Source organism: Clostridium sp. LBM24168 (assembly GCF_052953915.1).
Genome location: NZ_CP196861.1, coordinates 2,513,978 through 2,535,670 on the forward strand (window position 1 = coordinate 2,513,978; position 21,693 = coordinate 2,535,670).

A 21,693-nucleotide genomic window follows, 5' to 3' on the forward strand; every position below is an offset into this window, starting at 1 on the left:
ACATTCTCTCAAATTTTAACGACAAAATGCCGCTGTAATTTTTACATTACAGAACTCCAAGGCAGGTTCAAAACAAATTCCATAAAAGCTTTCACCAAACCGCTTTTTCTCTAAAAAGAAATTATTTTTACTAGTCCTCTTCCTTGTTTATATATAACGAAAACCTACTTTTAATATTAAAATATGAATTTTATATTGTCAATAGGAATTTAATATACTTTTTTTTACATAATCATGTGGGTCTATTTTAAAATACTTACATATATTATATATTTCTCCAAGTGTGCTATCATTGATTGGAATTCCATTTTTCATTTTGTCATTGTAGGCCTCAACTTCTTTTTCACCATGAGTATATATTCTAACTGCACCTTCCGCCTTCTTTGAATTTCTAAGTTCATCAAGATACTTTGAAAAACTACTTTCTATGGATTTTTTATCTCCGAACACGCCATAGTCTATCGCACAAAAATAGTGACATGTACCAGAACCATTTTTTCCATCAAGATGAACATAATTTCCGGTAAGTCCACCCGAGAGAATTGCAGTAAACATTTCAACCGTAAGTGCAAATCCGTATCCTTTGTGTCCTCCGGTAAGTTCTTTTGAACCCCCAAGGGGAACTATTCCACCACCAAGATGTCTTGGTACATTGTACAAAATATCCTCCGGATTTATAGTATCCTGACCATCAGCATCTAAAGCCCATCCATCCGGAAGAGGTTCTTTTCTCTTATGATAAACTTCAACCTTCCCCCTTGTAACCACGCTTGTAGCCATATCCATTAAAAATGGATATGGTTCTGCCGGCATAGATATAGCAATTGGATTTGTACCAAGCATGGCTTCCTTACCAAAAGTAGGCACTATAACTGCAGGAGAATTTGTCATCGATATACCAAGCAGCCCTTGCTTTTCAGCCATTCTAGCATAATATCCAGCTATGCCATAGTGATTAGAATTTCTAACAGTTACCATACCTATTCCAGAATTTTTGGCTTTTTGAATTGCCATTTCCATAGCATTTTTACCTGTAAGCTGACCCATACCTGCCTGGCCATCTAAAGTTGCAGATACTTGTGTTTCTTTAATTATTTTAGGACTTGAATTCACCTTTATCAATCCCTGTTTTATTTCACTGTAATATTTCACAAGTCTTTGAATTCCATGAGATTCAATACCAAATAAATCTGAAAGCAGCAGTACATCTGTTATAGTTTTGCTGTCTTCAGCGCTAAAACCAAATTTTTCAAAAACAATATTGCACATCTTTTTCAAGCCTTCATACTCAACTTTTGTATATGCCATTTTTCCCCTCCTACATTGTTTAACAGATTAAACCTCTACAAAGTTACTTTTATAATAATACAGATTAGTGTAAAATACCAGAAATTGTTGTGATTTTAAATAGCATTGGCTATTAAATATCCCATTTCCTTAGTTCCAATCAATTTCTTGCCTTTTTCCATGATGTCCTGTGTACGATAATCTTCATCCAATACTTTGGATACTGCATTTTCTATATCAGAAGCAGCCTTATCCATGTTGAAAGTGTATCTTAGCATCATAGCCGTACTCATAATCGTAGCAATCGGGTTTGCCTTGTCCTGTCCTGCAATATCAGGGGCTGATCCATGTATGGGTTCATAGATTCCAACCTTGCCGTCTCCAAGGCTTGCAGAGGGAAGCATACCCAGAGAACCCGTAAGCATGGACGCTTCATCGCTCAATATGTCACCGAAGGTATTTTCAGTTACAATTACATCAAATTGCTTTGGATCTCGTATAAGCTGCATGGAAGCATTGTCAACATACATGAAATCAAGCTTTACATCCTCATACTCCTTTGCAATTTCAGTTACAGTTTCTCTCCACAGTCTGGAACTTTCCAGTACATTGGCCTTGTCAACCAGAGTAAGTTTTTTATTTCTTTTTTCCGCTATTTCAAATGCCTTACGTGCAATTCTTTCTATCTCTGGAGTAGAATATGCCATTATATCCCATGCCTTCTGGCCTCCAGGTATATCAACACGTTTTTTTTCTCCAAAATAAATTCCGCCTATCAATTCCCTTACAATCATTATATCCAGCCCATCTCCAAGAACTTCCGGCTTTAGATTTGATGCTGATTTAAGCTGGGGGAATAAAATTGCAGGTCTTAAATTTGCAAATACTCCAAGTGCCTTTCTTATTCCAAGAAGTCCCACCTCCGGTCTGAGATTGCTTGGAATTTTGTCCCACTTAGGGCCTCCCACAGCCCCAAGAAGTACGGAATCACTCCTTTTACATATATCTATGGTTTCCTGTGGTATTGGTCCTCCTGTTTTATCTATGGCTTCACCGCCTAAAAGCACTTCTCTATACTCAAAGTCCACCTTGTATTTCTTTGATATGACCTCCAGCACCTTCAGTGCTTCACCAACAATTTCCTTTCCTATCCCGTCTCCTTTTATAACTGCTATATTCATCTGTCTGCCACTTCCTTTTTAACATAATTTATAAGTCCGTCGGAATTTATTATTTTCTGCATGAATTCCGGAAATGGAACTGCCTTGTAAATCTTTCCCTTGGTTATATTTTTTATAATTCCTTCAGCAACATCTATCGATATCTCATCTCCATCTTCTATATGCTTCGAGGCTTCAGCACATTCCATTATAGGAAGTCCTATATTTATGGAATTTCTAAAGAATATACGTGCAAAGCTCTCCGCAATTACACATTTTATTCCCGCTGCCTTTATCGATATGGGAGCATGTTCTCTCGAGGAACCACATCCAAAGTTCCTTCCTGCAACAATTATGGATCTGGTTTTTGCTTTTTCACTGAAATTACCGTCCAGATCCTCCATACAATGTGAAGCGAGTTCATTTGGATCGCTTGTATTCAAATATCTTGCCGGTATTATTACATCCGTATCCACATTATCCTTATATTTGATTACTTTTCCCTGTATTATCATTTTATTACCTCCTCTGGTGATGAAATTTTACCCGTTACAGCAGAAGCCGCCGCTACTGCAGGACTTGAAAGATAAACTTCACTTTCCGGATGTCCCATTCTTCCTACAAAATTTCTATTTGTTGTAGATATTGCTCTTTCACCTTTGGCAAGTATCCCCATATAACCTCCAAGGCACGGTCCACAGGTTGGTGTACTTACTACCGCTCCAGCCTTTATAAATATTTCAATGAGCCCTTCCTTCATAGCCTGAAGATAGATATCCTGTGTGGCAGGAATTATAATAACTCTCACATTTTTATTTATTTTCCTGTCCTTTAAAATGGATGCTGCCGCCCTCAGATCACTTATTCTTCCATTTGTACATGATCCGATGACAACCTGATCTATTTTTACATCTCCCACCTCATCAATGGTTCTCGTGTTTTCTGGAAGGTGAGGAAAAGAAATCGTAGGTTTTATGGCAGATAAATCTATCTCAATAGTATCAACATATATAGCATCCTCGTCCGCACTATAAATTTTATACGTCTTTGAAGAGTGTTCTTTCATATATTCTATAGTTTTTTCATCCACTTCAAATATGCCATTTTTTGCTCCTGCCTCGATAGCCATATTTGTAATTGTGAATCTATCATCCATGGACAGTTCAGAGACTCCATCACCTGTAAATTCCATGGATTTATAGAGTGCCCCGTCTACCCCTATTTTTCCTATTATATGCAAAATAACATCTTTACCGCTTACCCAGGGCTGCAATTTTCCCTTCAAAATAAATTTAATTGCCTCCGGCACCTTAAACCATGCTTCTCCTGTAGCCATTCCCGCAGCCATATCAGTACTACCTACTCCTGTTGAAAAAGCTCCAAGTGCACCATAGGTACAGGTATGGGAATCCGCACCTATTATTACTTCTCCTGCTACTACAAGACCTTTTTCCGGCAGAAGTGCGTGTTCAATTCCCATCTGCCCCACTTCAAAATAATTTTCTATATTCTTATCCACGGCAAAATCTTTCACACATTTACATTGTTCTGCAGACTTTATATCCTTGGCAGGTGAAAAGTGATCAGGAACAATTGCAACTTTCTTCCTATCAAATACCTCCTTCAATCCCGTCTTGTTGAATTCCCTTATAGCCACAGGTGTTGTAATGTCATTTCCAAGAACCATATCCAATTTACAATTAATCAACTGTCCTGCACTTACACTTTCCAATCCTGCATGACTTGCCAGAATTTTTTGCGTCATGGTCATTCCCATCTGTATATCTCCTCCTGTATTTTAATATTAATAATGATTATAAATCAGACTCGCTCAATTTTATATTTGCTCGAGTTGTTTTCAATTTCATAGTATATTCTATTTATTGCATTTACAAATGCCTTTGCACTTGCCTCTACTATATCTGTACTCATTCCTTTTGCTGTAAATACTCTATTATTATTTTCCACTTTCACAGTAACCTCACCTACAGCATCTTTCCCACTTCCTATCGATCTTATGAAATAATCCTTGAGCTTTATGTCCATGCCAGATGCCTTTTCTATCGCCTTAAACGCCGCATCTACCGGACCATCCCCACAAGCTGCTTCTCTTATATTTTTACCCTTGAATTCAATTTCTACTGTAGAAGTAGATACCATGGTATTACCACTGGAAAATTGAAAGTATTTCAAATTATACGCTTCAGGAACCTGAAATATTTCATGGTTAATTATTGTTTCAATATCTTCATCAGAAACCATCTTTTTCTTTCCAGTTAGATCTTTAAATTGCTTGAATGCTTCATTTATCTTGTCTTCACTTAAATTGTCATATCCAAGCTCTTTCAAATGCTGTACAAAACCATGTCTCCCTGAATGTTTTCCAATAACCAGGGTACTCTTCTTAAGTCCTACGGATTCAGGTGTCATAATTTCATAAGTAGACCTGCAGGCCAATACACCATGCTGGTGAATTCCTGCCTCGTGTGCAAATGCATTTGCTCCAACTATGGCTTTATTGTTTGGAATAGGCATTCCAGTTGCATGGCTTACCAATTTGCTTGTCTTTATTATTTCCTCAGTTACAATATCAGTTCTGCACCCAAAATATTTTTCTCTCGTTTTAATTGCCATAACAACCTCTTCCAGCGAAGCATTCCCTGCTCTTTCCCCAATTCCGTTTACTGCACACTCAACCTGTCTGGCACCATTTCTTACAGCTGCTATTGAATTTGCAACTGCCATACCTAAATCGTCATGACAGTGTACGCTTATAATCGCCCTGTCGATATTGGATACATTTTCCTTTATCCCCCTTATAAAATTTCCAAATTCCTCCGGAATATCATAACCTACTGTATCAGGAATATTTACAATATCAGCTCCTGCATCTATTACACCCTCAACTATTTTGTACAGGAATTCATGGTCAGTTCTTGTGGCATCTTCAGGTGAAAATTCAACACTGGGACAAATCGACTTGGCATATTTGACCATCTCCACTGCTTTTTTATAAACTTCATCAGGAGTCATCCTCAATTTATATTTCATATGAACATCTGAAGTCGCTATAAATGTGTGTATTCTTGGTTTATCTGCATATTTGACAGCTTCCCATGCTCTATCTATATCCTTTTTTGCCGCTCTTGAAAGTGCTACTACAACTGGCTTTTTCACCGCTTTTGCCACAGCTCTGACTGCCTCAAAGTCCCCCTCGGATGCTATTGGAAATCCAGCCTCTATAATATCTACATTCATCTTTTCAAGTTGCTTTGCTATCTCTATTTTATCCCTCATATTCAAATTAACTTTGGGCGTTTGTTCTCCGTCTCTCATAGTAGTATCAAAAATATAAACTTTATTGTCTTCCATTTCAATTCCTCCTAATCTTTTATTATATTCTAAATTTTTTAAATTTTCTTTTTGCAGAAATATTTATATAAGACAAATTTGTCAGTTAAAAAATAAAGGGCATATTTCTCGCTATGGGGCGAGAAATATGCCGCGGTGCCACCCAAATTTTCACTTAATTGAATAACGGATTAAACCGGCACAGCTTACTACTATTTCAGCTTACAACTTAAGGGTGAGCTTCGATTTACAATATATATGAGCTTTCACCATACCTCACTCGCTTTTAAATAAATATAAATCTAATTTTCCCCATCATGGTCTTTGAATATTTTACATTTGTATAATAATATACCGCAAATTGAGCATAAAAAAACAGCTCCTAATCGCCATGGGGCGATGGATCTGCCGCGGTACCACCCAAATTTTCACTTAATTGAATAACGGATTAAACCGGCACAGCTTACTACTATTTCAGCCTACAACTTAAGGGTGAGCTTTAACTTACAATATCTATGAGCTTTCACCATACCTCATTCGCTTTAAAAACAATGTAAATCTAATTTTCCCTATCACAGTTTTTAACTTTTGATATAGGTTAGTATAATATAAACTAATAGATATGTCAATGTTTTTTTTTTAAATTAGAGATAATCTCTTTCCCTCATCAATCAACTCTGGATGACAGGAAAGAATTATATCTCTCGTTTATTTAAAGAACTTTATTTAAAAATTCCTTTGTTCTATTTTGTTTTGGATTTTTAAATATATTATCCGGTGTATCATCTTCAACTATATATCCATCTGCCATAAAAATAACTCTATCTGAAACCTCTCTTGCAAATCCCATTTCATGGGTAACAACTACCATAGTCATACCTTCCTTTGCAAGATCTTTCATTACACCTAAAACTTCACCAACCATTTCAGGATCAAGTGCAGATGTCGGTTCATCAAATAACATTATATCAGGATTCATAGCAAGTGCTCTTGCTATAGCAACTCTTTGTTTTTGTCCTCCTGATAACCTATCAGGATACTCGTTGGCTTTGTCTTTTAAGCCAACTTTATCAAGTAAAATCAAGGCCTTTTGCTCTGCTTCCTTTCTTGTCATTTTTTTTAATTCAACAGGTGCAAAAGTGATATTACCTGTAACAGTCAGGTGTGGAAAAAGATTGAAATTTTGAAATACCATTCCTATATTTTCCCTCAATTTATCTATATTAACCGTTTTATCTACAATATTATTCCCATCAATTATTATTTTGCCTGAAGTAATTTCCTCTAGTCCATTCATACATCTCAACAATGTGCTTTTACCAGAACCTGACGGTCCTATCACACATAAAACTTCACTTTTAGTTACAGTAAGATTTATCTTTTTTAGCACTTCATTTACTCCATAACTTTTTTTTAAATCAATTACTTCTATAATATTTTTCATCTCATTCATATCTTCAAACGCCTCTCAATTTTTCTAGATATCATAGATAAACATTTTATTATAACAAAATACATAATTGCAACTATAGTCCATATTTGAAAAGCCTTAAATGTAGATGCAATTATTATTTGCCCACTCTGCGTAAGCTCCTGTATCCCAATAACAGACAAAATAGATGTATCTTTAAGAGAAATTATAAATTGATTTACAAATGAAGGTATCATCACTTTAATGGCCTGGGGGAATATTATCTTGAGCATGGAATTCTTATATGGTACTCCAAGACTTCTAGCCGCCTCCATTTGACCTTTATCTATGGATAATATCCCCCCTCTGAATATCTCAGACATATATGCACCGGAATTAATACTTATGGTAGCTATACCTGCAACAACCGCATTTATTTTTATATCCAGAATATTGGGCAGTCCAAAAAATATAAAAAATGACTGGACTATAATAGGGGTTCCTCTTACCACATCAACTATCCATCTCGAAATTGTATTCAATACCTTATTCCTGCTTATACTAAAAAAGCCTAGTATACCTCCTATAAAAAAGCCTATAAACATTCCTATCATTGTAATAAAAGTTGTCAATTCCAGACCTTTTAAAAGGTCTGGAAAATTTTCTTTAAATATTTCTAACATTTCCACTTGAGAATTCACCTACTAACTATAGATTACTTGGTTTTTATATACTTATTAATAATCTTATCATATTCTCCATCTTCTTTTATCTTCTTAAGTCCGTCATTGAATTTCTTTAAAAGTTCCGCATTTTTACCTTTCTTAACTGCAAAACCATAAGGAGAATCTGTAATTTTGCTTCCAGCTATTCTTAATTTAGAATTTGGATCTACCGATAATTTATATGCAATTACAGGATAATCTTCAAAAGCCACATCCGCATTTCCATTTATAACAGCCTGAAACATAGACGGCGTATCATCAAAATATTTTAAAGTGAGATTATATTTGTCCTTATTATCTTCAGCAAATTTAGCTCCTGCTGTTCCCTTTTTAAGAGAAGCAGCTTTTCCCTTTAAGTCATCGATAGAATTAATAGCATTATTTCCTGCTTTAGTAACTATTGCAAGTCCTGAATTATAATATGGATCCGAAAAATCGAGACTCTTCTTTCTTTCATCGGTTATGCTCATACCTGAAACTGAACCGTCTATCTGATTGGATTGAATTGCAGGTATTATTCCATTAAAATTCATAGGCTTTAGCTCATAGGAAAAATTCTCTTTCTTGGCAATGGCCTCAAGTATCTCTATATCTATTCCTACATATTTATCTCCTGATTTAAATTCAAATGGAGCGTATGTCGCATCAGTAGCAATAGCGTACTTTTTATTTCCCGTTTCAGATGAACTTGAGTTATTTCCACATCCGGCTAAAACAGTTGTCAACATTAACGATGAAATTACTAATGCAATTAAAGATTTTTTTTTCACTATTTTTACCCCCAATTATATAATATTTTTCATAATAACGGTGAACCTAAGCTCCTTTTTTTCCCTGCTGTTCTGTAATAATGCTGTGCTTATAACCATAAGCAAAATAGAGTATAAGTCCTAAAACAAGCCATATGACAAATCTAATTTGTGTTACAGAAGGAAGCTTGTATATAAGTAAACCACAAAATGCTATTGACAATATAGGTATTACTGGGACTCCAGGGCATTTAAACGTTCTCTTTCTATTAGGATCTTTTTTTCTGAGAACCAGAACAGCCGCCGATACTATTATAAATGCACATAGAGTTCCTATATTAGTAAGTTCTGCTACTATATTGATAGGCAAGAAGCCTGCAACAATTGCGGTTATAAATCCTATAACCAATGAACTTCTAGCTGGAGTCTTGTACCTTGGATGAACATGCCCAAATGTTTTAGGAAGGAGCCCATCTCTAGACATTGCAAAAAGCACACGGGTTTGTCCAAACATCATAACAAGAAGTACGGAACTAAGTCCGCATATAGCTCCTACTGATACAAGGGCAGCACCCCAGTGATATCCAACTTGCTGTAATGCAAAGGCAACAGGAGCAGCAGTAGTTTTAAATTTAAGATACGGAACCATGCCTGTCAAAATTCCAGATACAATAATATAAAGAACTGTACACACAATAAGCGAAGCTATAATTCCTCTTGGCAAATCCCTCTGAGGATTCTTTACTTCTTCTGCTGCTGTAGATACAGCATCAAAACCTATGTAAGCAAAAAATATTACAGATGCACCAGATAAAACTCCACTCCATCCATAAGGCATAAATGGATGCCAGTTACTAGGATTAATATGCCCTACTCCAAGTACTATGAACAATGCTATAACTACCAATTTAATTGCTACTATTATATTATTTACAGTAGTACTTTGCTTTACACCTATTATATTAATATAAGTTATAAATGCTATTATAAGTACTGCAGGTAAATTCACAATTCCCCCTGAAAAAGGTGATGCTATTATACTCTCTGGCAATTTAATTCCAAAATCATTAATTATATTGACTATATAGCCAGACCAGCCAATAGAAACAGCTCCAATAGCAAAAGCATACTCAAGTATCAAATCCCATCCTATAATCCAAGCCCAAAATTCTCCAAGTGCTATATAGCCATAGGTATAGGCACTCCCCGCTGCTGGAACCATAGCTGCAAATTCTGAATAGCAAAGGGCAGCACAACCACAGGCAATACCTGCTACAATAAATGAAATTACAAGTGCAGGCCCTGAATAATTTGCTGCAGCAACTCCTGTAAGAACAAATATGCCAGTACCAATTATAGCCCCAATTCCAAGCATAGTAAGTCCAAAACTTCCAAGTACTTTTTCCAGACCACCCTCCTTTTTGGTCTCATCCATAAGCGCATCTATGGACTTTGTTCTAAAAATGTCTTTCATATTTTATATTTCCCCTTTCAAATAATAAAATTTAGATAAGATTTTATTATTGCATGTTTTTATTATAATACTACCATTTTAGAATTAATTCAAGATAATTTTATAAATTTAAGGCAATATAATTGCTAAAAAATTATTTATTTGGTGTATTTATTTCATATATTTAATTTTTAATATTACATAGTGAATTATATTTTTCATAACTTTCATAATTCTATATTGCTAATATTCAATATTCGCATATAAATATAACCCCATAATAATTTATGGGGTTATTCGATCTTCACTATAATTTCCAAGCAATTTAAAATATTCACACTCATTTTTAATTTCTTCTACAACTTTTTGAGCATTTTTATTGTTAAGGTTTCCATAAAAATCTATATAGAAATAGTACTGCCACGGACTATCTATTTTAGGTCTCGACTCTATTTTAGTCATATTCAAATTGTTTTCTTCAAAATGTTTGAGTATATTATATAGAGTTCCTACTTTATGTTCGAGAGTAAAAACTATACTTATTTTATTTGAGTTATCATCTATTTCCATATATCTTCCAATAACTATAAATCTGGTATAATTTTTTTTATTGTAATTTATACCTTCCTTAAGTACATCCAAATTATATAGCTCCGCAGCTTTTTTACTTGCTATACAGCCTTTGCTCACACAACCACTATTGCTTATATATTTTGCACTTCCTGCAGTACTAAAATATGGTATAAGTTTTAGTTTTATATTTTCTAAATATTCTTTACTTTGCATAAAAGCCTGGCTATGAGAATAAATTTCTTTAATATCACTTATTGATGCACCTTTTACTCCAAGTAAATTATGATTTACTTTTATACATTTTTCACCTATTATATAAAACCCATAATTTCTAAGTAAATCATAAACATCGTTTATACTTCCCGTAGAAGAATTTTCAATTGGAAGCACACCATATTTTATAACACCTTTATCCAAAGCATTAAAAACATCCTTGAACTCATTGCAACTTAAAGTATTATATATACTTCCAAAATACTCTAAAAGGGCTTCGTGACTAAAAGATGCCTCAACTCCATAAAATCCAATTTTATAAGATTTTTCATTTTCCAAATTCATTAACTTTTCCTCCTGTAATATTAGATATTCATTAGATCAAGTATTCCTATGGCACTAACAGCTTCTACTACAGGAACTGCTCTTATCACAATACATGGATCATGTCTTCCCTGTATTGTAATTTCTGTATTTCTCTTATTTTTTATATCCACAGTATTTTGAGATCTTGATATGGAAGCTGTAGGTTTTATGGCGGTTCTAAATAGCACAGGCATTCCATTCGTAATCCCACCAAGAATACCTCCATTATTGTTACTTTTTGTTCTTATAACAGAGCTATCATCTATATAATATTCATCATTAGCCTCTGAGCCCTTCATAGCTGTTATTGCAAATCCTTCTCCAAATTCCACCCCTTTTACTGCAGGTATCGAAAATAAAAGGTGTGAAAGCGTACTCTCTACCGAATCAAAAAACGGTTCACCAATTCCCGGAGGAATATTTATAATCGCAGTTTCTATAATACCCCCAATAGAATCTCCCTCTGATTTTGCTTCAACTATGGCATTTTTCATATTTTCTGCAGAAACCTCATCTATGACGGGAAATATGCTCCTGGAAAGTTCTTTCAATTTATTTTCTTTTATTGAAGTTGGATTAAACAAATTCTTGTCTTTAAAATTGTCTTCTATATCTCCTATGCTTTTTATATGACTTCCTATTAATATACCGTTATCTTCCAAAATTTTTCTACATATTGCACCTGCAAAAACTAAAGGTGCTGTAATTCTTCCTGAAAAATGCCCTCCACCTCTATAATCATTAAAGCCATTATATTTTATAAAGCCAGTAAAGTCAGCATGCCCAGGCCTTATTAAATCCTTCGTTTTCTCATAGTCTCCTGAATGTTTGTCTTCATTCATTATAACAGCACATAGTGGAGTCCCTGTAGTCCTTTCATTAAAATACCCACTTAATATTTTAAAATCATCTTTTTCTTTCCGTGGGGTAGTAAATTCACTTGTACCCGGAGCTCTCCTATCCATCTGTTCTTTTATATATTCTAAATCTAATTTAATTCCGGGCCTTAGCCCGTTTATAATAATTCCTATGGCATCTCCGTGGGATTCCCCAAAAATAGATAATTTTATGTTATTACCAATAATTCCACCCATATTCAAAACTCCCAACTAAGTTATTAATTATATTCTTTCTATATTTCCACCTAGAATTCTAAAATCATCCCAAAAACCAGGGTAGGATTTACTTACACAATCTGAACCGTGTATTATCAAATTATTTTTACATCTAGAAGAAATCTGAGCCAAAGCCATGGCTATTCTATGGTCATTAAAGCTTCTAACTTCTCCACCTTGAAGCATTTGTCTGCCCTTTATTACGAGTCCATCTGGCTTTTCCTCCACATCAGCCCCTATTTTGTTTAATTGAGACGAAATGGCAGCCAATCTGTCTGATTCCTTTATTCTAAGTCTCCCTGCATTCACAATTCTGGTAGTTCCAGAGCTTACTGAAGCCAACGCCGCCAACGAAGGAACCAAATCCGGACATTGTGAAGCATCGACTGTGATTCCTCTTATCTCAGAAGCTTTTGATATTATATTACCATCGTTAACTTCTATAATTGCTCCCATCCTTTTCAAGAAATCCAATATTACTTTGTCACCCTGAGATGAACTTATATCAAGTCCCTCGCATACTACTCCATTCCCCAATACACCAATTGCAAGCAAAAATGCGGCTTGAGAAAAATCGCCCTCTACAATATAATTACCGCTTTTATAGCTCTGATTTCCAGGTATTATAAATTTTTTATAATCCATATTTTCTATATTAATTCCGAATTTTTTTAACACCTTTAGTGTCATATCTATATATGGCCTTGATTCAAGATTGGTCGTTAACTCTATCTCAGAGTTTCCTTTTAAAAGAGGAAGTATAAACAAAAGCCCAGTTATAAATTGAGAACTTATATCCCCCTGTATTTTATAGCTTCCAGGCTTTAAACTGCCATTTATTTCAAGCGGAAGTTTTCCATTAGAATTTTTATAGTATATATTCTGCTCTTTAAATATTTTATAATATATATCAAGCGGTCTCTCAACCAATTTTCCTTGTCCTGTCAGTATTATCCTCTGATCCATGGATGCAGCAAGAGGAATTATAAACCTCAATGTAGAACCGGATTCCCCACAAAATATAGTATCACTTTTTAAACTCAGACCTCCTGTCCCATATATAACAGCAGAATCTTTATTCCTTTCAATTTTCGTTCCAAGTGCCTTCATAGCTCCTATGGTAGCAATTATATCTTTTGAAAAGCAAATATTATTTACTTCGCTTTTCCCCCGTGCCAAAGATGCACATATAATGCTTCTGTGGCAGAAACTTTTAGATGATGGTACTGTTACTGTTCCACCAAGTTTTTTTGAATTAATTACAACTGTTTCCATTCTAATTCCCCTTTGTATGGTTTTTAGTTAATTTTCTTTCGGAAATAAATGGTATTTTTAAATACTGTCTTCAAATCCTCCATGTCCTTATTTTTAATGTCCTGCTTAATTCTATCAATAGACTCCTGAAATTTTTCTATTCTTTCAATCAATTTATCTGCATTAAGCATAAATAACTCTGTCCATAATTTTGAATTAATTAATGCCACTCTTGTTGCATCCCTGAAGCTTCCACCAACAAACAGCTCTGGTTTAATTTTCTGTATATCATCATCCATGAGCAATGCCGTTGCTATTACATGTGGAAGCTGACTTGTATAAGCAATTATACTGTCGTGTTCTTCTGCAGAAATGCATTTTACATTTTTACATCCAATTTTTTTGGCCATTGATGCTATAATACCAATACTGGATTTTTTATTTTTAATACTTGGTGTTATTATATAATTTGCTCCATTAAATATAGAACTATCTGCATATTCAATTCCTTTGTATTCTTTCCCCGCCATTGGATGTCCAGATATAAATTCCATATTACCTGGCAAGAATGAATTGACAGATTCCACTACTGTTCTCTTTATGCCTGAAGTATCTGTTATAATAGCTCCTGATCTGAAATATGCAACATTTTCTCTTATAAAACTAATTGTATCTTGTGGGTAAAGAGCTACTATTACGATATCCATATCTTTTAAAAATTCTCCCGGACTATCATACCCACAGTCTATTATTCCCATATTAATCGCTTTATTCAATGTCTTTGGATCCTGATCCACTCCAACTATATATTTTATATTCAGAGACCTCAATGCCATTGCATAGGACCCACCAATGAGTCCCATTCCAACAACTGCTATCTTAAAATTGCTAAAGTCACAATCTTCCAAATTTATTCCCCCTACGTTGATATTATTGACCTTATACATTCATAGAATTATAAATTTGTCTTGCACCCGCTTCTACTAATCTGTTTATATCGTACATCAAATTATCAAATCTCTCTGGAGTTATAGACTGCTGGCCATCACAAAGTGCATTTTCAGGATCATTATGAACCTCAATTATTAGTCCGTCTGCTCCAACAGCTACAGCAGCCTTGGCCAGGGGTTCCACCATCCACCACAAACCTGACGCATGGCTTGGATCTACTATTACCGGAAGGTGACTAAGTTTCTTTATCGCCGGAATAGCACTTAAATCCAAAGTATTTCTGGTATAATTCTCAAAGGTTCTTATTCCCCTTTCGCAGAGTATTACATTTTGGTTCCCTTCGGACATTATATACTCTGCAGACATCAAAAGCTCTTCTATAGTGGCTGAAAGTCCCCTTTTGAGAAGTATAGGTTTTTTAGTTTTTCCAAGTTCTTTTAATAACTCAAAATTCTGCATATTCCTCGCACCTACCTGTATTATATCCACGTCTTCAACAAATCTGTCTATCATATTGGTAGACATTATTTCCGTAACTATAGGCAATCCAGTTTCACTTTTTGCCAACTTCAAGAGTTCAAGCCCTTCTATTTTAAGTCCCTGAAAACTATAGGGAGATGTCCTCGGTTTGAATGCACCACCTCGCAGAAATTTTGCACCACTCTCTTTTACCTGTTTTGCAATTTCGACTATCTGATTTTCATTTTCCACAGAACAAGGCCCTGCTATAACAGCTAAACTATCACCCCCTATGGTTCTTCCATTTATATTTACAACGGTATTATTTGGATGAAACAATCTATTTACCAATTTATAGTTTTGCTGAACTTTATGAACTTTTTCAACATATTCATTTGCCTGAATTTTACTAACTTCAATCTTTGAAGTATCACCAATAAGACCAAGTACACTATACTCTTGACCTACCCAGACATTTACTTTAACATTTTCTTTTTCAAGCTTTCTTTTTAATATCATAATCTCTTCTTTCGGTGTATGAGGCTTCATTACTATTACCATAATCAATTCTCCCATCTTAAATTTGATATTTTTCTTAACAAAATACAAATTAATTTATACTCCGGATTATAAACCAATTTAAAATATAAAAAACAGGACCTCTAATGAGATCCTGTTAATTAAATACACTATTATTATCTAAACATATACTCTTCCTAATTCTATGCATTTAAATTATTATTTTACTCATTAGAAATAAATTGGATAATTTTTTGTAGAAGAAATAACCAGCGCTAAAATAAAAGTAGCCCCAGCTAAAGCTAAAATCAAAATAATACTTTTTGCTTCCAATTTCCTTTCCAATGATATTTTCCATAATAAAATATTCCTCCATAAGTCTTAAACTAATCACAATTCTATTTGCTACTAATTATATCAGTTTTAAGACTTATGTCAATATATATTTTTTGATTTTATTTTAAAGTATGATTGAATTGTGATAATGTCTTAGTATACCGCATTTGATAATGTCCCAAATAAATAAGTTTATAGTATAATAAAACCTCATGACTAAGAAGTGAGGTGGACAAAATCAGAAGGGTAGTTTTAACAATGAATGAAAATGCAAAGTATAACATAATCAAAAAATTAGTAGAAAGTAATGGTAACAAGCAAAGAGCTGCCATACAGATTAATTGTACTGTTAGACACATTAACAGAATGATTAAAGGGTATAAGGAACATGGAAAAGCTTTTTTTATACATGGAAATCGTGGCAGAAAGCCTGTTCATGCTTTAAATAATTCTACAAAGCAGACTATTGTTGACTTATATCGAACAAAATATGAAGGCACCAACTTAACTCATTTTTCAGAGCTCTTAGAAGAATTTGAAGAAATCAAAGTTTCATCAAACACTATACGTTCCATCCTCTTACAGGAATTCATCCTGTCTCCTAAGGCAAAACGAACTTCTAAAAAGGCTCTACACACTAAACTTAAAGATATGCAAAAATTTACGAAGTCAAAAAAGCAGGCCAGTATTATTCAAAGTTCTATTCTTGCTATCGAAGATGCTCATCCTAGGCGTCCTAGATGTGCTTACTTTGGAGAAATGCTTCAGATGGATGCTTCTCTTCACCCTTGGTTTGGTGGAGGGAAAAGTCAGCTTCATATAGCTGTAGATGATGCCACAGGTTCTATTGTAGGTGCTTATTTCGATGCTCAAGAAACGCTAAATGGCTATTACCGCATACTTGAGCAAATACTTAGAACCTATGGTATTCCTTATATGTTTTACACCGACAGACGTACAGTTTTTGAGTATAAGCAGAAAAAATCCCCTTCTATCGAAGAGGACACTTTTACTCAATTCAGTTATGCCTGCAAGCAGTTGGGAATTGAGATTAAAACCAGCAGTATTCCACAAGCCAAGGGGCGTGTGGAACGAATGTTCCAAACGCTGCAATCACGACTTCCTATCGAATTGCGTTTAGCTGGTATAAGCACAATTGAGCAGGCAAATGAATTTTTAAACTCCTACATAAAAAAATTCAATGCTCGATTTGCTTTACCTGTTAATAATATCAAATCTGTATTTGAAACACAACCTGATATGGAAAAAATCAATTTAATTCTTAGTGTACTTGCTAGTAGGAAAGTAGACAATGGGAGTTGTGTAAAATACAATAAGGGATATTATCTTCCAGTAGATGCTAATGGTCACCCGGTATATTATCGTAAAGGTACCTGCGGTATGGTAATAAAGGCGTTTAACAATGCTCTATATTTTTGTGTAAGCGAAAAAGTTTATGCACTTGAATTGCTTCCAGATCATGTTCCTTCATCAAAAAATTTTGACCCTGCAAAGGCTTCAAAAGCTCCAGAGAAGCACTATATACCACCTATGAGTCATCCATGGAAGCAGGCTTCATTTGAACATTATTGCAATAAGCAAGCTCATAGACAAAAAGAAAACATAGCCTAAAGAACTAAAAAATCCTTTTACTTAAAAAATTTAAGCTGAGAGATGTGTTTGCTACACCTAAAAATAATATTATAAGCATAACAAAGCACCAGTTATAGCTGGTGCTAATAATTAAAACTTTTTGGGACATTTTCAAAATTAGTTGACATATATATTTTTTGATTTTATTTTAAAGATTTTTCTATTATATTATAAGTTTCTTCAAAAGAAAGATTTCTCGGATCCATTTCAAAAAGTTCTCCCATGGTATCATAAGCCAATTGAGTATATTCACCTATCCTGTTTCTTTCAACACCATACTTTGACAGTTCAATATTATGTACTCCACAAGCCCTCTGCAATCTCTTTAAAGCAGAAATAAATCCATATTGCTTTCTGTCATCGCTATAAAAACTCAGATCCTCTCCCATAGCCTTTGCCATTAGAATATACTTGTCTCTCGCAACATCAAGAAAATTTTCGTAATATGCTATCGAAATTGCTATAAGACCTGCACCATGAGGCAAATCCGGATGAAATCCACTCAATGCATGCTCAATGGAATGTTCACTGGTACAATTTGATATACTCTCTACAATTCCACTGATAGTGCTGGCGACAGCTATATTACTTCTTGCTTCTTTATCACATCCGTCCAATACTGCTCTTGGAAGATACTTCGAAATAATTTCTATAGCCTTTATGGACAATGCATCACTAATTGGATTCGCAACATTAGCAATAAAGCCTTCTGTTGAATGAAACAATGCGTCAAATCCTTGATAGGCAGTCAGCTTTTGGGGAATCGTAGCCATTAAATCTGGATCTATAATAGAAAAATAGGGAAAAGTATTATCATCACCAAAATCTATCTTTTCTCTAGTCTTTTCATTCGTAGTAACTGCCCATGGATCCGCTTCACTGCCAGTTCCTGCCGTAGTAGGAATTGCAATTATGGGAAGTGCTCCATTTGGAGGTACCTTACTTTTCCCTGTCCCTGCAGCTATATAATCCCATAAATCCCCTGGATTAATTGTCATGGCAGCTATACATTTTGCTGTATCTATGGCACTTCCACCTCCAAGTCCTATTATTATATCACAATCATTTTCACGTGCTAATTTTGCTCCTTCCATTACGTTAAAGCGGGTTGGATTGGACATTACCCTATCATATAGTATTGATTTAATATTCTGGCTATTTAGGAGCTCCTGCACTTTCTTCAAATATCCATACTTTTTTACAGAGTTGCCGGAAGTAGTAACAATTAACGCCCTTTTACCTGGTATATGAACTTTGCCAAGCATATCTAGACTTCCACGTCCAATATATAGGCGGGTTGGCATATAAAAACTGAACATATTTTCACTCCTCACATTAAATTTCTCCCTGGCGTTTTCTAGATGCTTTCTCCAGTGATTTAGAAGTAATCATTATGAGTATCGTAGCTAAAATCATAACTGTTGATAGTGCATTTACATCTGGAGAAACTCCTTTTCTAACCATGCCAAAAATTTTAATTGGCAGAGTTACATCATTTGGGCCAGTTGTAAAGAAACTAACTATTACATCATCAAGGGACATTGTAAGGGCAAGCATCGCACCAGACATAATTCCCGGAGTTATAATTGGTAGTGTAACTCTCCTAAAAGTTCTCCATTGATTTGCTCCAAGATCCATGGAGGCTTCTTCTATAGACATATCATATCCAGCAAGACGTGACCTAACCGTAATAATTACAAAAGGTACCGAAAATGTTACATGAGCTATAATCAACGTCAAAAGTCCCATCGGTATATTCAATGCTGTAAAAAATGCCAGAAGTGATATACCAAGTACAATTTCAGGTATAACAATAGGAATATACATGAGTGAATCTATAACTGATTTTGCTTTAAATTTATACTTAAACATTCCAAATGCAGAAATGGTACCCACAAATACAGACAAAAATGTACTGGCAATTGCCACAATTACAGTTGTCTTCAGTGCATCCATTAATTCCACATTATCAAACATTCTCACATACCAGGACAGTGTAAATCCCTCAAATCTAACATTCATCTGTGAGGTATTGAAAGAAAATATTATAACAATAAGTATAGGCAAATATAAAAAAATATATATAAGGCAGGCATAAATTACAGATCTAGCACTAAGCCCCTGTGTTTTATTTCTTTTCGCCATATGTAACCCTCCTCCTATGCTATATCTTCTATTTTACCTATCTTGCCATACAACTTCATCAGGATTATCGTAAGCAGGATAAGTAAAATCGATAGTGCCGCACCTAATGGCCAGTTCCTGGCCGATAAGTATTGATTTACCTCCACCCATCATATCCGAAATAAAGAAATATCCCAAAGTAGGAATAAATACCTGTATGGATCCTGCAAATATTCCAGGCATTGTCAAGGGCAAAGTAACTCTTAAAAATGTTCGAATAGGGTATGCTCCAAGATCATTTGCAGCTTCAATCAGCGATTTGTCCAATTTTTCAATAGACGAGTAAAGTGGAAGAATCATGAATGGGAAAAGGGTATATACCATGCCAAGTAGTACTGCGCCATCTGTATACAGCATTGTAAGTGGATGATGTATTATCCCGATCTTCATCATTATAGTATTGAAAACTCCTTCCGTACGAAGCAAAGTATTCCATCCATAGGTCCTTATAAGTGAATTGATCCAAAATGGAAGCATTACCAACATCACCAGTATAGCCTTCATACCTCTGTCGGAATTGCATATAATATATGCAAAAGGATATCCCAATATCAAACATATGACCGTGGTAGCCGCCGCTATATAAAGCGATTTGGCAAATATGTCAATATAAAGAGGGTTTATCATGTCGGTATAATTTTTTAGTGTAAATTGATACTGTATTCCACCATAAGTTCCTTTCTGCATGAAACTTATGACAAATATATACAGCATAGGTATGAGAATGAATAATGCCATCCATATAACTACAGGCCCTATAGTAACAGCAGCTGGGAAAATATTGCCGTTTTTCTTTTTCATAATCCAGCCTCCTCAATTTGAGGCACCTTTTCTATTATATTGTAAATTTCCTCCTCCTTGGTATGCATTATAACAGCATCTCCTTTTTTCCAGTAAATATATACTATTTGTCCAATATCCAGTAGTTCTGTTCCGGGCATGGAATTTGTCTTCAATTTTTCTCCATTAGAAAGCTCAATAATAGTTTTGATAATTGATCCAACATATATATGCTCCTTTATACATCCCTTCAGTGTAAATCCCTCTACAGGCTTAAGCGAGCATTTAAGTTTTTCAGGTCTTATAGATATATATACCATTTCTTCCAGAACTACCTTTTCACCATATAATGTAGCAGTTCCGGATTCAACAACGGAAGTTAACTTGTCTCCATCAATTTTCTTTATATAGGCCTCCATTATATTTGATTCACCTATAAAGTCTGCAACAAATTTTGATTTTGGATGCTCATATATCTCATATGGTTCTCCCACTTGTTCAAGAATGCCATTATACATAACAGCTATTCTGTCACTCATGGTAAGTGCTTCTTCCTGATCATGTGTAACATATATAAAGGTTATACCTAGTTTTCTCTGTAGATGCTTTAATTCTACTTGCATCTGTTTCCTCAATTTGAGATCAAGAGCTCCAAGAGGTTCATCAAGGAGCAGCACCTTGGGACGATTAACAAGAGCACGGGCAATAGCTACACGTTGTTTTTGGCCACCGGACATATTGGACGGCATTCTTTTTTCAAAACCACTTAGCTGGACTAATGATAATATTCTGCTAACTCTTTCTTTGATTTCTGACCTTTTTATCCTTTTTTCTACAAGTCCAAAAGCAATATTATCATATACATTCATATGTGGAAATAGTGCATAATTTTGAAATACTGTATTTACATTTCTCTGGTAGGGCTTCATATTTTCCATATTTTTCCCTTCGATTAAGATAGTTCCACTTGTAATGTTCTCAAATCCTGCTATCATTCTGAGTGTAGTAGTTTTTCCACATCCTGATGGTCCCAGAAGGGTTAGAAATTCTCCTTCAGAAACATCCAGATTAAGTTTTTTAACCACCCTATTATCCCCGAATGTCTTCTCCACATCTTTAATTTCAATTACCTTTTTTGTTGGATCATCCAAAAT

19 protein-coding genes, 1 pseudogene and 3 other annotated features (1 of these 23 running past the window's edge) are annotated in these 21,693 nt (G+C 34.7%); of the genes and pseudogenes, 1 reads left to right on the forward strand and 19 read right to left on the reverse strand.

All coding sequences use genetic code 11. The features are described from left to right. Nucleotides 1–153, reverse strand: a binding site (T-box leader); it reaches 61 nt to the left of the window's first position. 45 nt (nt 154–198) lie between these two features. The 15 genes from ACSVC9_RS12440 to ACSVC9_RS12510 form a co-directional block, all read right to left on the reverse strand. Beyond that, the gene (locus tag ACSVC9_RS12440) at nt 199–1,308 is read right to left on the reverse strand and encodes an Ldh family oxidoreductase (protein ID WP_446897787.1); all 1,110 of its coding nucleotides are present in this window, start codon (nt 1,306–1,308) and stop codon (nt 199–201) included. Between the two features lie 95 nt (nt 1,309–1,403). After that, nucleotides 1,404–2,468, reverse strand: a complete 1,065-nt coding sequence (gene leuB / locus ACSVC9_RS12445; protein ID WP_446897788.1) for a 3-isopropylmalate dehydrogenase — start codon at nt 2,466–2,468, stop codon at nt 1,404–1,406. Continuing rightward, nucleotides 2,465–2,962 carry a 3-isopropylmalate dehydratase small subunit gene (gene leuD, locus ACSVC9_RS12450; RefSeq protein WP_446897789.1) on the reverse strand — a complete coding sequence of 166 codons (498 nt, stop codon included), beginning with the start codon at nt 2,960–2,962 and terminating at the stop codon, nt 2,465–2,467. The genes leuB and leuD overlap by 4 nt, the downstream gene beginning before the upstream one ends. Beyond that, nucleotides 2,959–4,224 (reverse strand): 3-isopropylmalate dehydratase large subunit, encoded by a 1,266-nt coding sequence (gene leuC / locus ACSVC9_RS12455; RefSeq protein WP_446897790.1) that lies wholly within the window; start codon nt 4,222–4,224, stop codon nt 2,959–2,961. Before leuC ends, leuD begins: the two co-directional genes overlap by 4 nt. Before the next feature lie 44 nt (nt 4,225–4,268). Further along, a complete protein-coding gene (locus ACSVC9_RS12460) occupies nt 4,269–5,819 on the reverse strand; it encodes a 2-isopropylmalate synthase (RefSeq protein WP_446897791.1) in 1,551 nt (516 codons plus the stop codon). 111 nt (nt 5,820–5,930) lie between these two features. Further along, nucleotides 5,931–6,126, reverse strand: a binding site (T-box leader). Nucleotides 6,127–6,187: 61 nt separating this feature from the next. Continuing rightward, nucleotides 6,188–6,383, reverse strand: a binding site (T-box leader). A gap of 127 nt (nt 6,384–6,510) precedes the next feature. Then, nucleotides 6,511–7,242 (reverse strand): amino acid ABC transporter ATP-binding protein, encoded by a 732-nt coding sequence (locus ACSVC9_RS12465; protein WP_446899855.1) that lies wholly within the window; start codon nt 7,240–7,242, stop codon nt 6,511–6,513. Between the two features lie 5 nt (nt 7,243–7,247). Next, the gene (locus tag ACSVC9_RS12470; protein ID WP_446899856.1) at nt 7,248–7,892 is read right to left on the reverse strand and encodes an amino acid ABC transporter permease; all 645 of its coding nucleotides are present in this window, start codon (nt 7,890–7,892) and stop codon (nt 7,248–7,250) included. 32 nt (nt 7,893–7,924) lie between these two features. Next, nucleotides 7,925–8,704, reverse strand: coding sequence for a transporter substrate-binding domain-containing protein (locus ACSVC9_RS12475; RefSeq protein ID WP_446897792.1), 780 nt, complete (start codon nt 8,702–8,704; stop codon nt 7,925–7,927). Nucleotides 8,705–8,750: 46 nt separating this feature from the next. Further along, complete coding sequence (locus ACSVC9_RS12480; RefSeq protein WP_446897793.1) at nt 8,751–10,157, reverse strand: amino acid permease; 1,407 nt, start codon at nt 10,155–10,157, stop codon at nt 8,751–8,753. 264 nt (nt 10,158–10,421) lie between these two features. Further along, nucleotides 10,422–11,267 (reverse strand): prephenate dehydratase, encoded by an 846-nt coding sequence (locus tag ACSVC9_RS12485; RefSeq protein ID WP_446897794.1) that lies wholly within the window; start codon nt 11,265–11,267, stop codon nt 10,422–10,424. Nucleotides 11,268–11,287: 20 nt separating this feature from the next. Then, nucleotides 11,288–12,382, reverse strand: a complete 1,095-nt coding sequence (gene aroC / locus ACSVC9_RS12490; protein WP_446897795.1) for a chorismate synthase — start codon at nt 12,380–12,382, stop codon at nt 11,288–11,290. Between the two features lie 27 nt (nt 12,383–12,409). Then, entirely contained in the window at nt 12,410–13,678 is a 1,269-nt protein-coding gene (gene aroA / locus ACSVC9_RS12495; protein WP_446897796.1) for a 3-phosphoshikimate 1-carboxyvinyltransferase, read from the reverse strand. A 23-nt stretch (nt 13,679–13,701) separates the two neighbouring features. Further along, the gene (locus ACSVC9_RS12500; protein ID WP_446897797.1) at nt 13,702–14,565 is read right to left on the reverse strand and encodes a prephenate dehydrogenase; all 864 of its coding nucleotides are present in this window, start codon (nt 14,563–14,565) and stop codon (nt 13,702–13,704) included. A 31-nt stretch (nt 14,566–14,596) separates the two neighbouring features. Then, complete coding sequence (aroF, locus tag ACSVC9_RS12505) at nt 14,597–15,628, reverse strand: 3-deoxy-7-phosphoheptulonate synthase (protein ID WP_446897798.1); 1,032 nt, start codon at nt 15,626–15,628, stop codon at nt 14,597–14,599. Between the two features lie 169 nt (nt 15,629–15,797). Further along, nucleotides 15,798–15,944, reverse strand: a complete 147-nt coding sequence (locus ACSVC9_RS12510; RefSeq protein WP_446897799.1) for a hypothetical protein — start codon at nt 15,942–15,944, stop codon at nt 15,798–15,800. Nucleotides 15,945–16,180: 236 nt separating this feature from the next. Between ACSVC9_RS12510 and ACSVC9_RS12515 the strand changes: the two genes are divergently transcribed. Next, complete coding sequence (locus tag ACSVC9_RS12515) at nt 16,181–17,554, forward strand: ISNCY family transposase (protein ID WP_446899784.1); 1,374 nt, start codon at nt 16,181–16,183, stop codon at nt 17,552–17,554. A 164-nt stretch (nt 17,555–17,718) separates the two neighbouring features. On the opposite strand, the gene ACSVC9_RS12520 is transcribed toward ACSVC9_RS12515, so the two are convergent. The 4 genes and pseudogenes from ACSVC9_RS12520 to ACSVC9_RS12535 form a co-directional block, all read right to left on the reverse strand. Next, nucleotides 17,719–18,909 carry an iron-containing alcohol dehydrogenase gene (locus ACSVC9_RS12520; protein WP_446897800.1) on the reverse strand — a complete coding sequence of 397 codons (1,191 nt, stop codon included), beginning with the start codon at nt 18,907–18,909 and terminating at the stop codon, nt 17,719–17,721. A gap of 1 nt (nt 18,910) precedes the next feature. Further along, the gene (locus ACSVC9_RS12525) at nt 18,911–19,720 is read right to left on the reverse strand and encodes an ABC transporter permease (RefSeq protein WP_446897801.1); all 810 of its coding nucleotides are present in this window, start codon (nt 19,718–19,720) and stop codon (nt 18,911–18,913) included. 14 nt (nt 19,721–19,734) lie between these two features. After that, nucleotides 19,735–20,560: pseudogene (locus ACSVC9_RS12530) on the reverse strand (ABC transporter permease). Further along, nucleotides 20,557–21,690, reverse strand: coding sequence for an ABC transporter ATP-binding protein (locus ACSVC9_RS12535; protein ID WP_446897802.1), 1,134 nt, complete (start codon nt 21,688–21,690; stop codon nt 20,557–20,559). The pseudogene ACSVC9_RS12530 and the gene ACSVC9_RS12535 overlap by 4 nt, the downstream one beginning before the upstream one ends. Nucleotides 21,691–21,693 lie beyond the last annotated feature (3 nt).

What these genes read in the sequence shown, in the direction of transcription:
- ACSVC9_RS12440 (WP_446897787.1), bottom strand. Translation starts at nt 1,308, where the DNA reads ATGGCATATACAAAAGTTGAGTATGAAGGCTTGAAAAAGATGTGCAAT.
- leuB (WP_446897788.1), bottom strand. Translation starts at nt 2,468, where the DNA reads ATGAATATAGCAGTTATAAAAGGAGACGGGATAGGAAAGGAAATTGTT.
- leuD (WP_446897789.1), bottom strand. Translation starts at nt 2,962, where the DNA reads ATGATAATACAGGGAAAAGTAATCAAATATAAGGATAATGTGGATACG.
- leuC (WP_446897790.1), bottom strand. Translation starts at nt 4,224, where the DNA reads ATGGGAATGACCATGACGCAAAAAATTCTGGCAAGTCATGCAGGATTG.
- ACSVC9_RS12460 (WP_446897791.1), bottom strand. Translation starts at nt 5,819, where the DNA reads ATGGAAGACAATAAAGTTTATATTTTTGATACTACTATGAGAGACGGA.
- ACSVC9_RS12465 (WP_446899855.1), bottom strand. Translation starts at nt 7,242, where the DNA reads ATGAAAAATATTATAGAAGTAATTGATTTAAAAAAAAGTTATGGAGTA.
- ACSVC9_RS12470 (WP_446899856.1), bottom strand. Translation starts at nt 7,892, where the DNA reads ATGTTAGAAATATTTAAAGAAAATTTTCCAGACCTTTTAAAAGGTCTG.
- ACSVC9_RS12480 (WP_446897793.1), bottom strand. Translation starts at nt 10,157, where the DNA reads ATGAAAGACATTTTTAGAACAAAGTCCATAGATGCGCTTATGGATGAG.
- ACSVC9_RS12485 (WP_446897794.1), bottom strand. Translation starts at nt 11,267, where the DNA reads ATGAATTTGGAAAATGAAAAATCTTATAAAATTGGATTTTATGGAGTT.
- aroC (WP_446897795.1), bottom strand. Translation starts at nt 12,382, where the DNA reads ATGGGTGGAATTATTGGTAATAACATAAAATTATCTATTTTTGGGGAA.
- aroA (WP_446897796.1), bottom strand. Translation starts at nt 13,678, where the DNA reads ATGGAAACAGTTGTAATTAATTCAAAAAAACTTGGTGGAACAGTAACA.
- aroF (WP_446897798.1), bottom strand. Translation starts at nt 15,628, where the DNA reads ATGGTAATAGTAATGAAGCCTCATACACCGAAAGAAGAGATTATGATA.
- ACSVC9_RS12510 (WP_446897799.1), bottom strand. Translation starts at nt 15,944, where the DNA reads ATGGAAAATATCATTGGAAAGGAAATTGGAAGCAAAAAGTATTATTTT.
- ACSVC9_RS12515 (WP_446899784.1), top strand. Translation starts at nt 16,181, where the DNA reads ATGAATGAAAATGCAAAGTATAACATAATCAAAAAATTAGTAGAAAGT.
- ACSVC9_RS12525 (WP_446897801.1), bottom strand. Translation starts at nt 19,720, where the DNA reads ATGGCGAAAAGAAATAAAACACAGGGGCTTAGTGCTAGATCTGTAATT.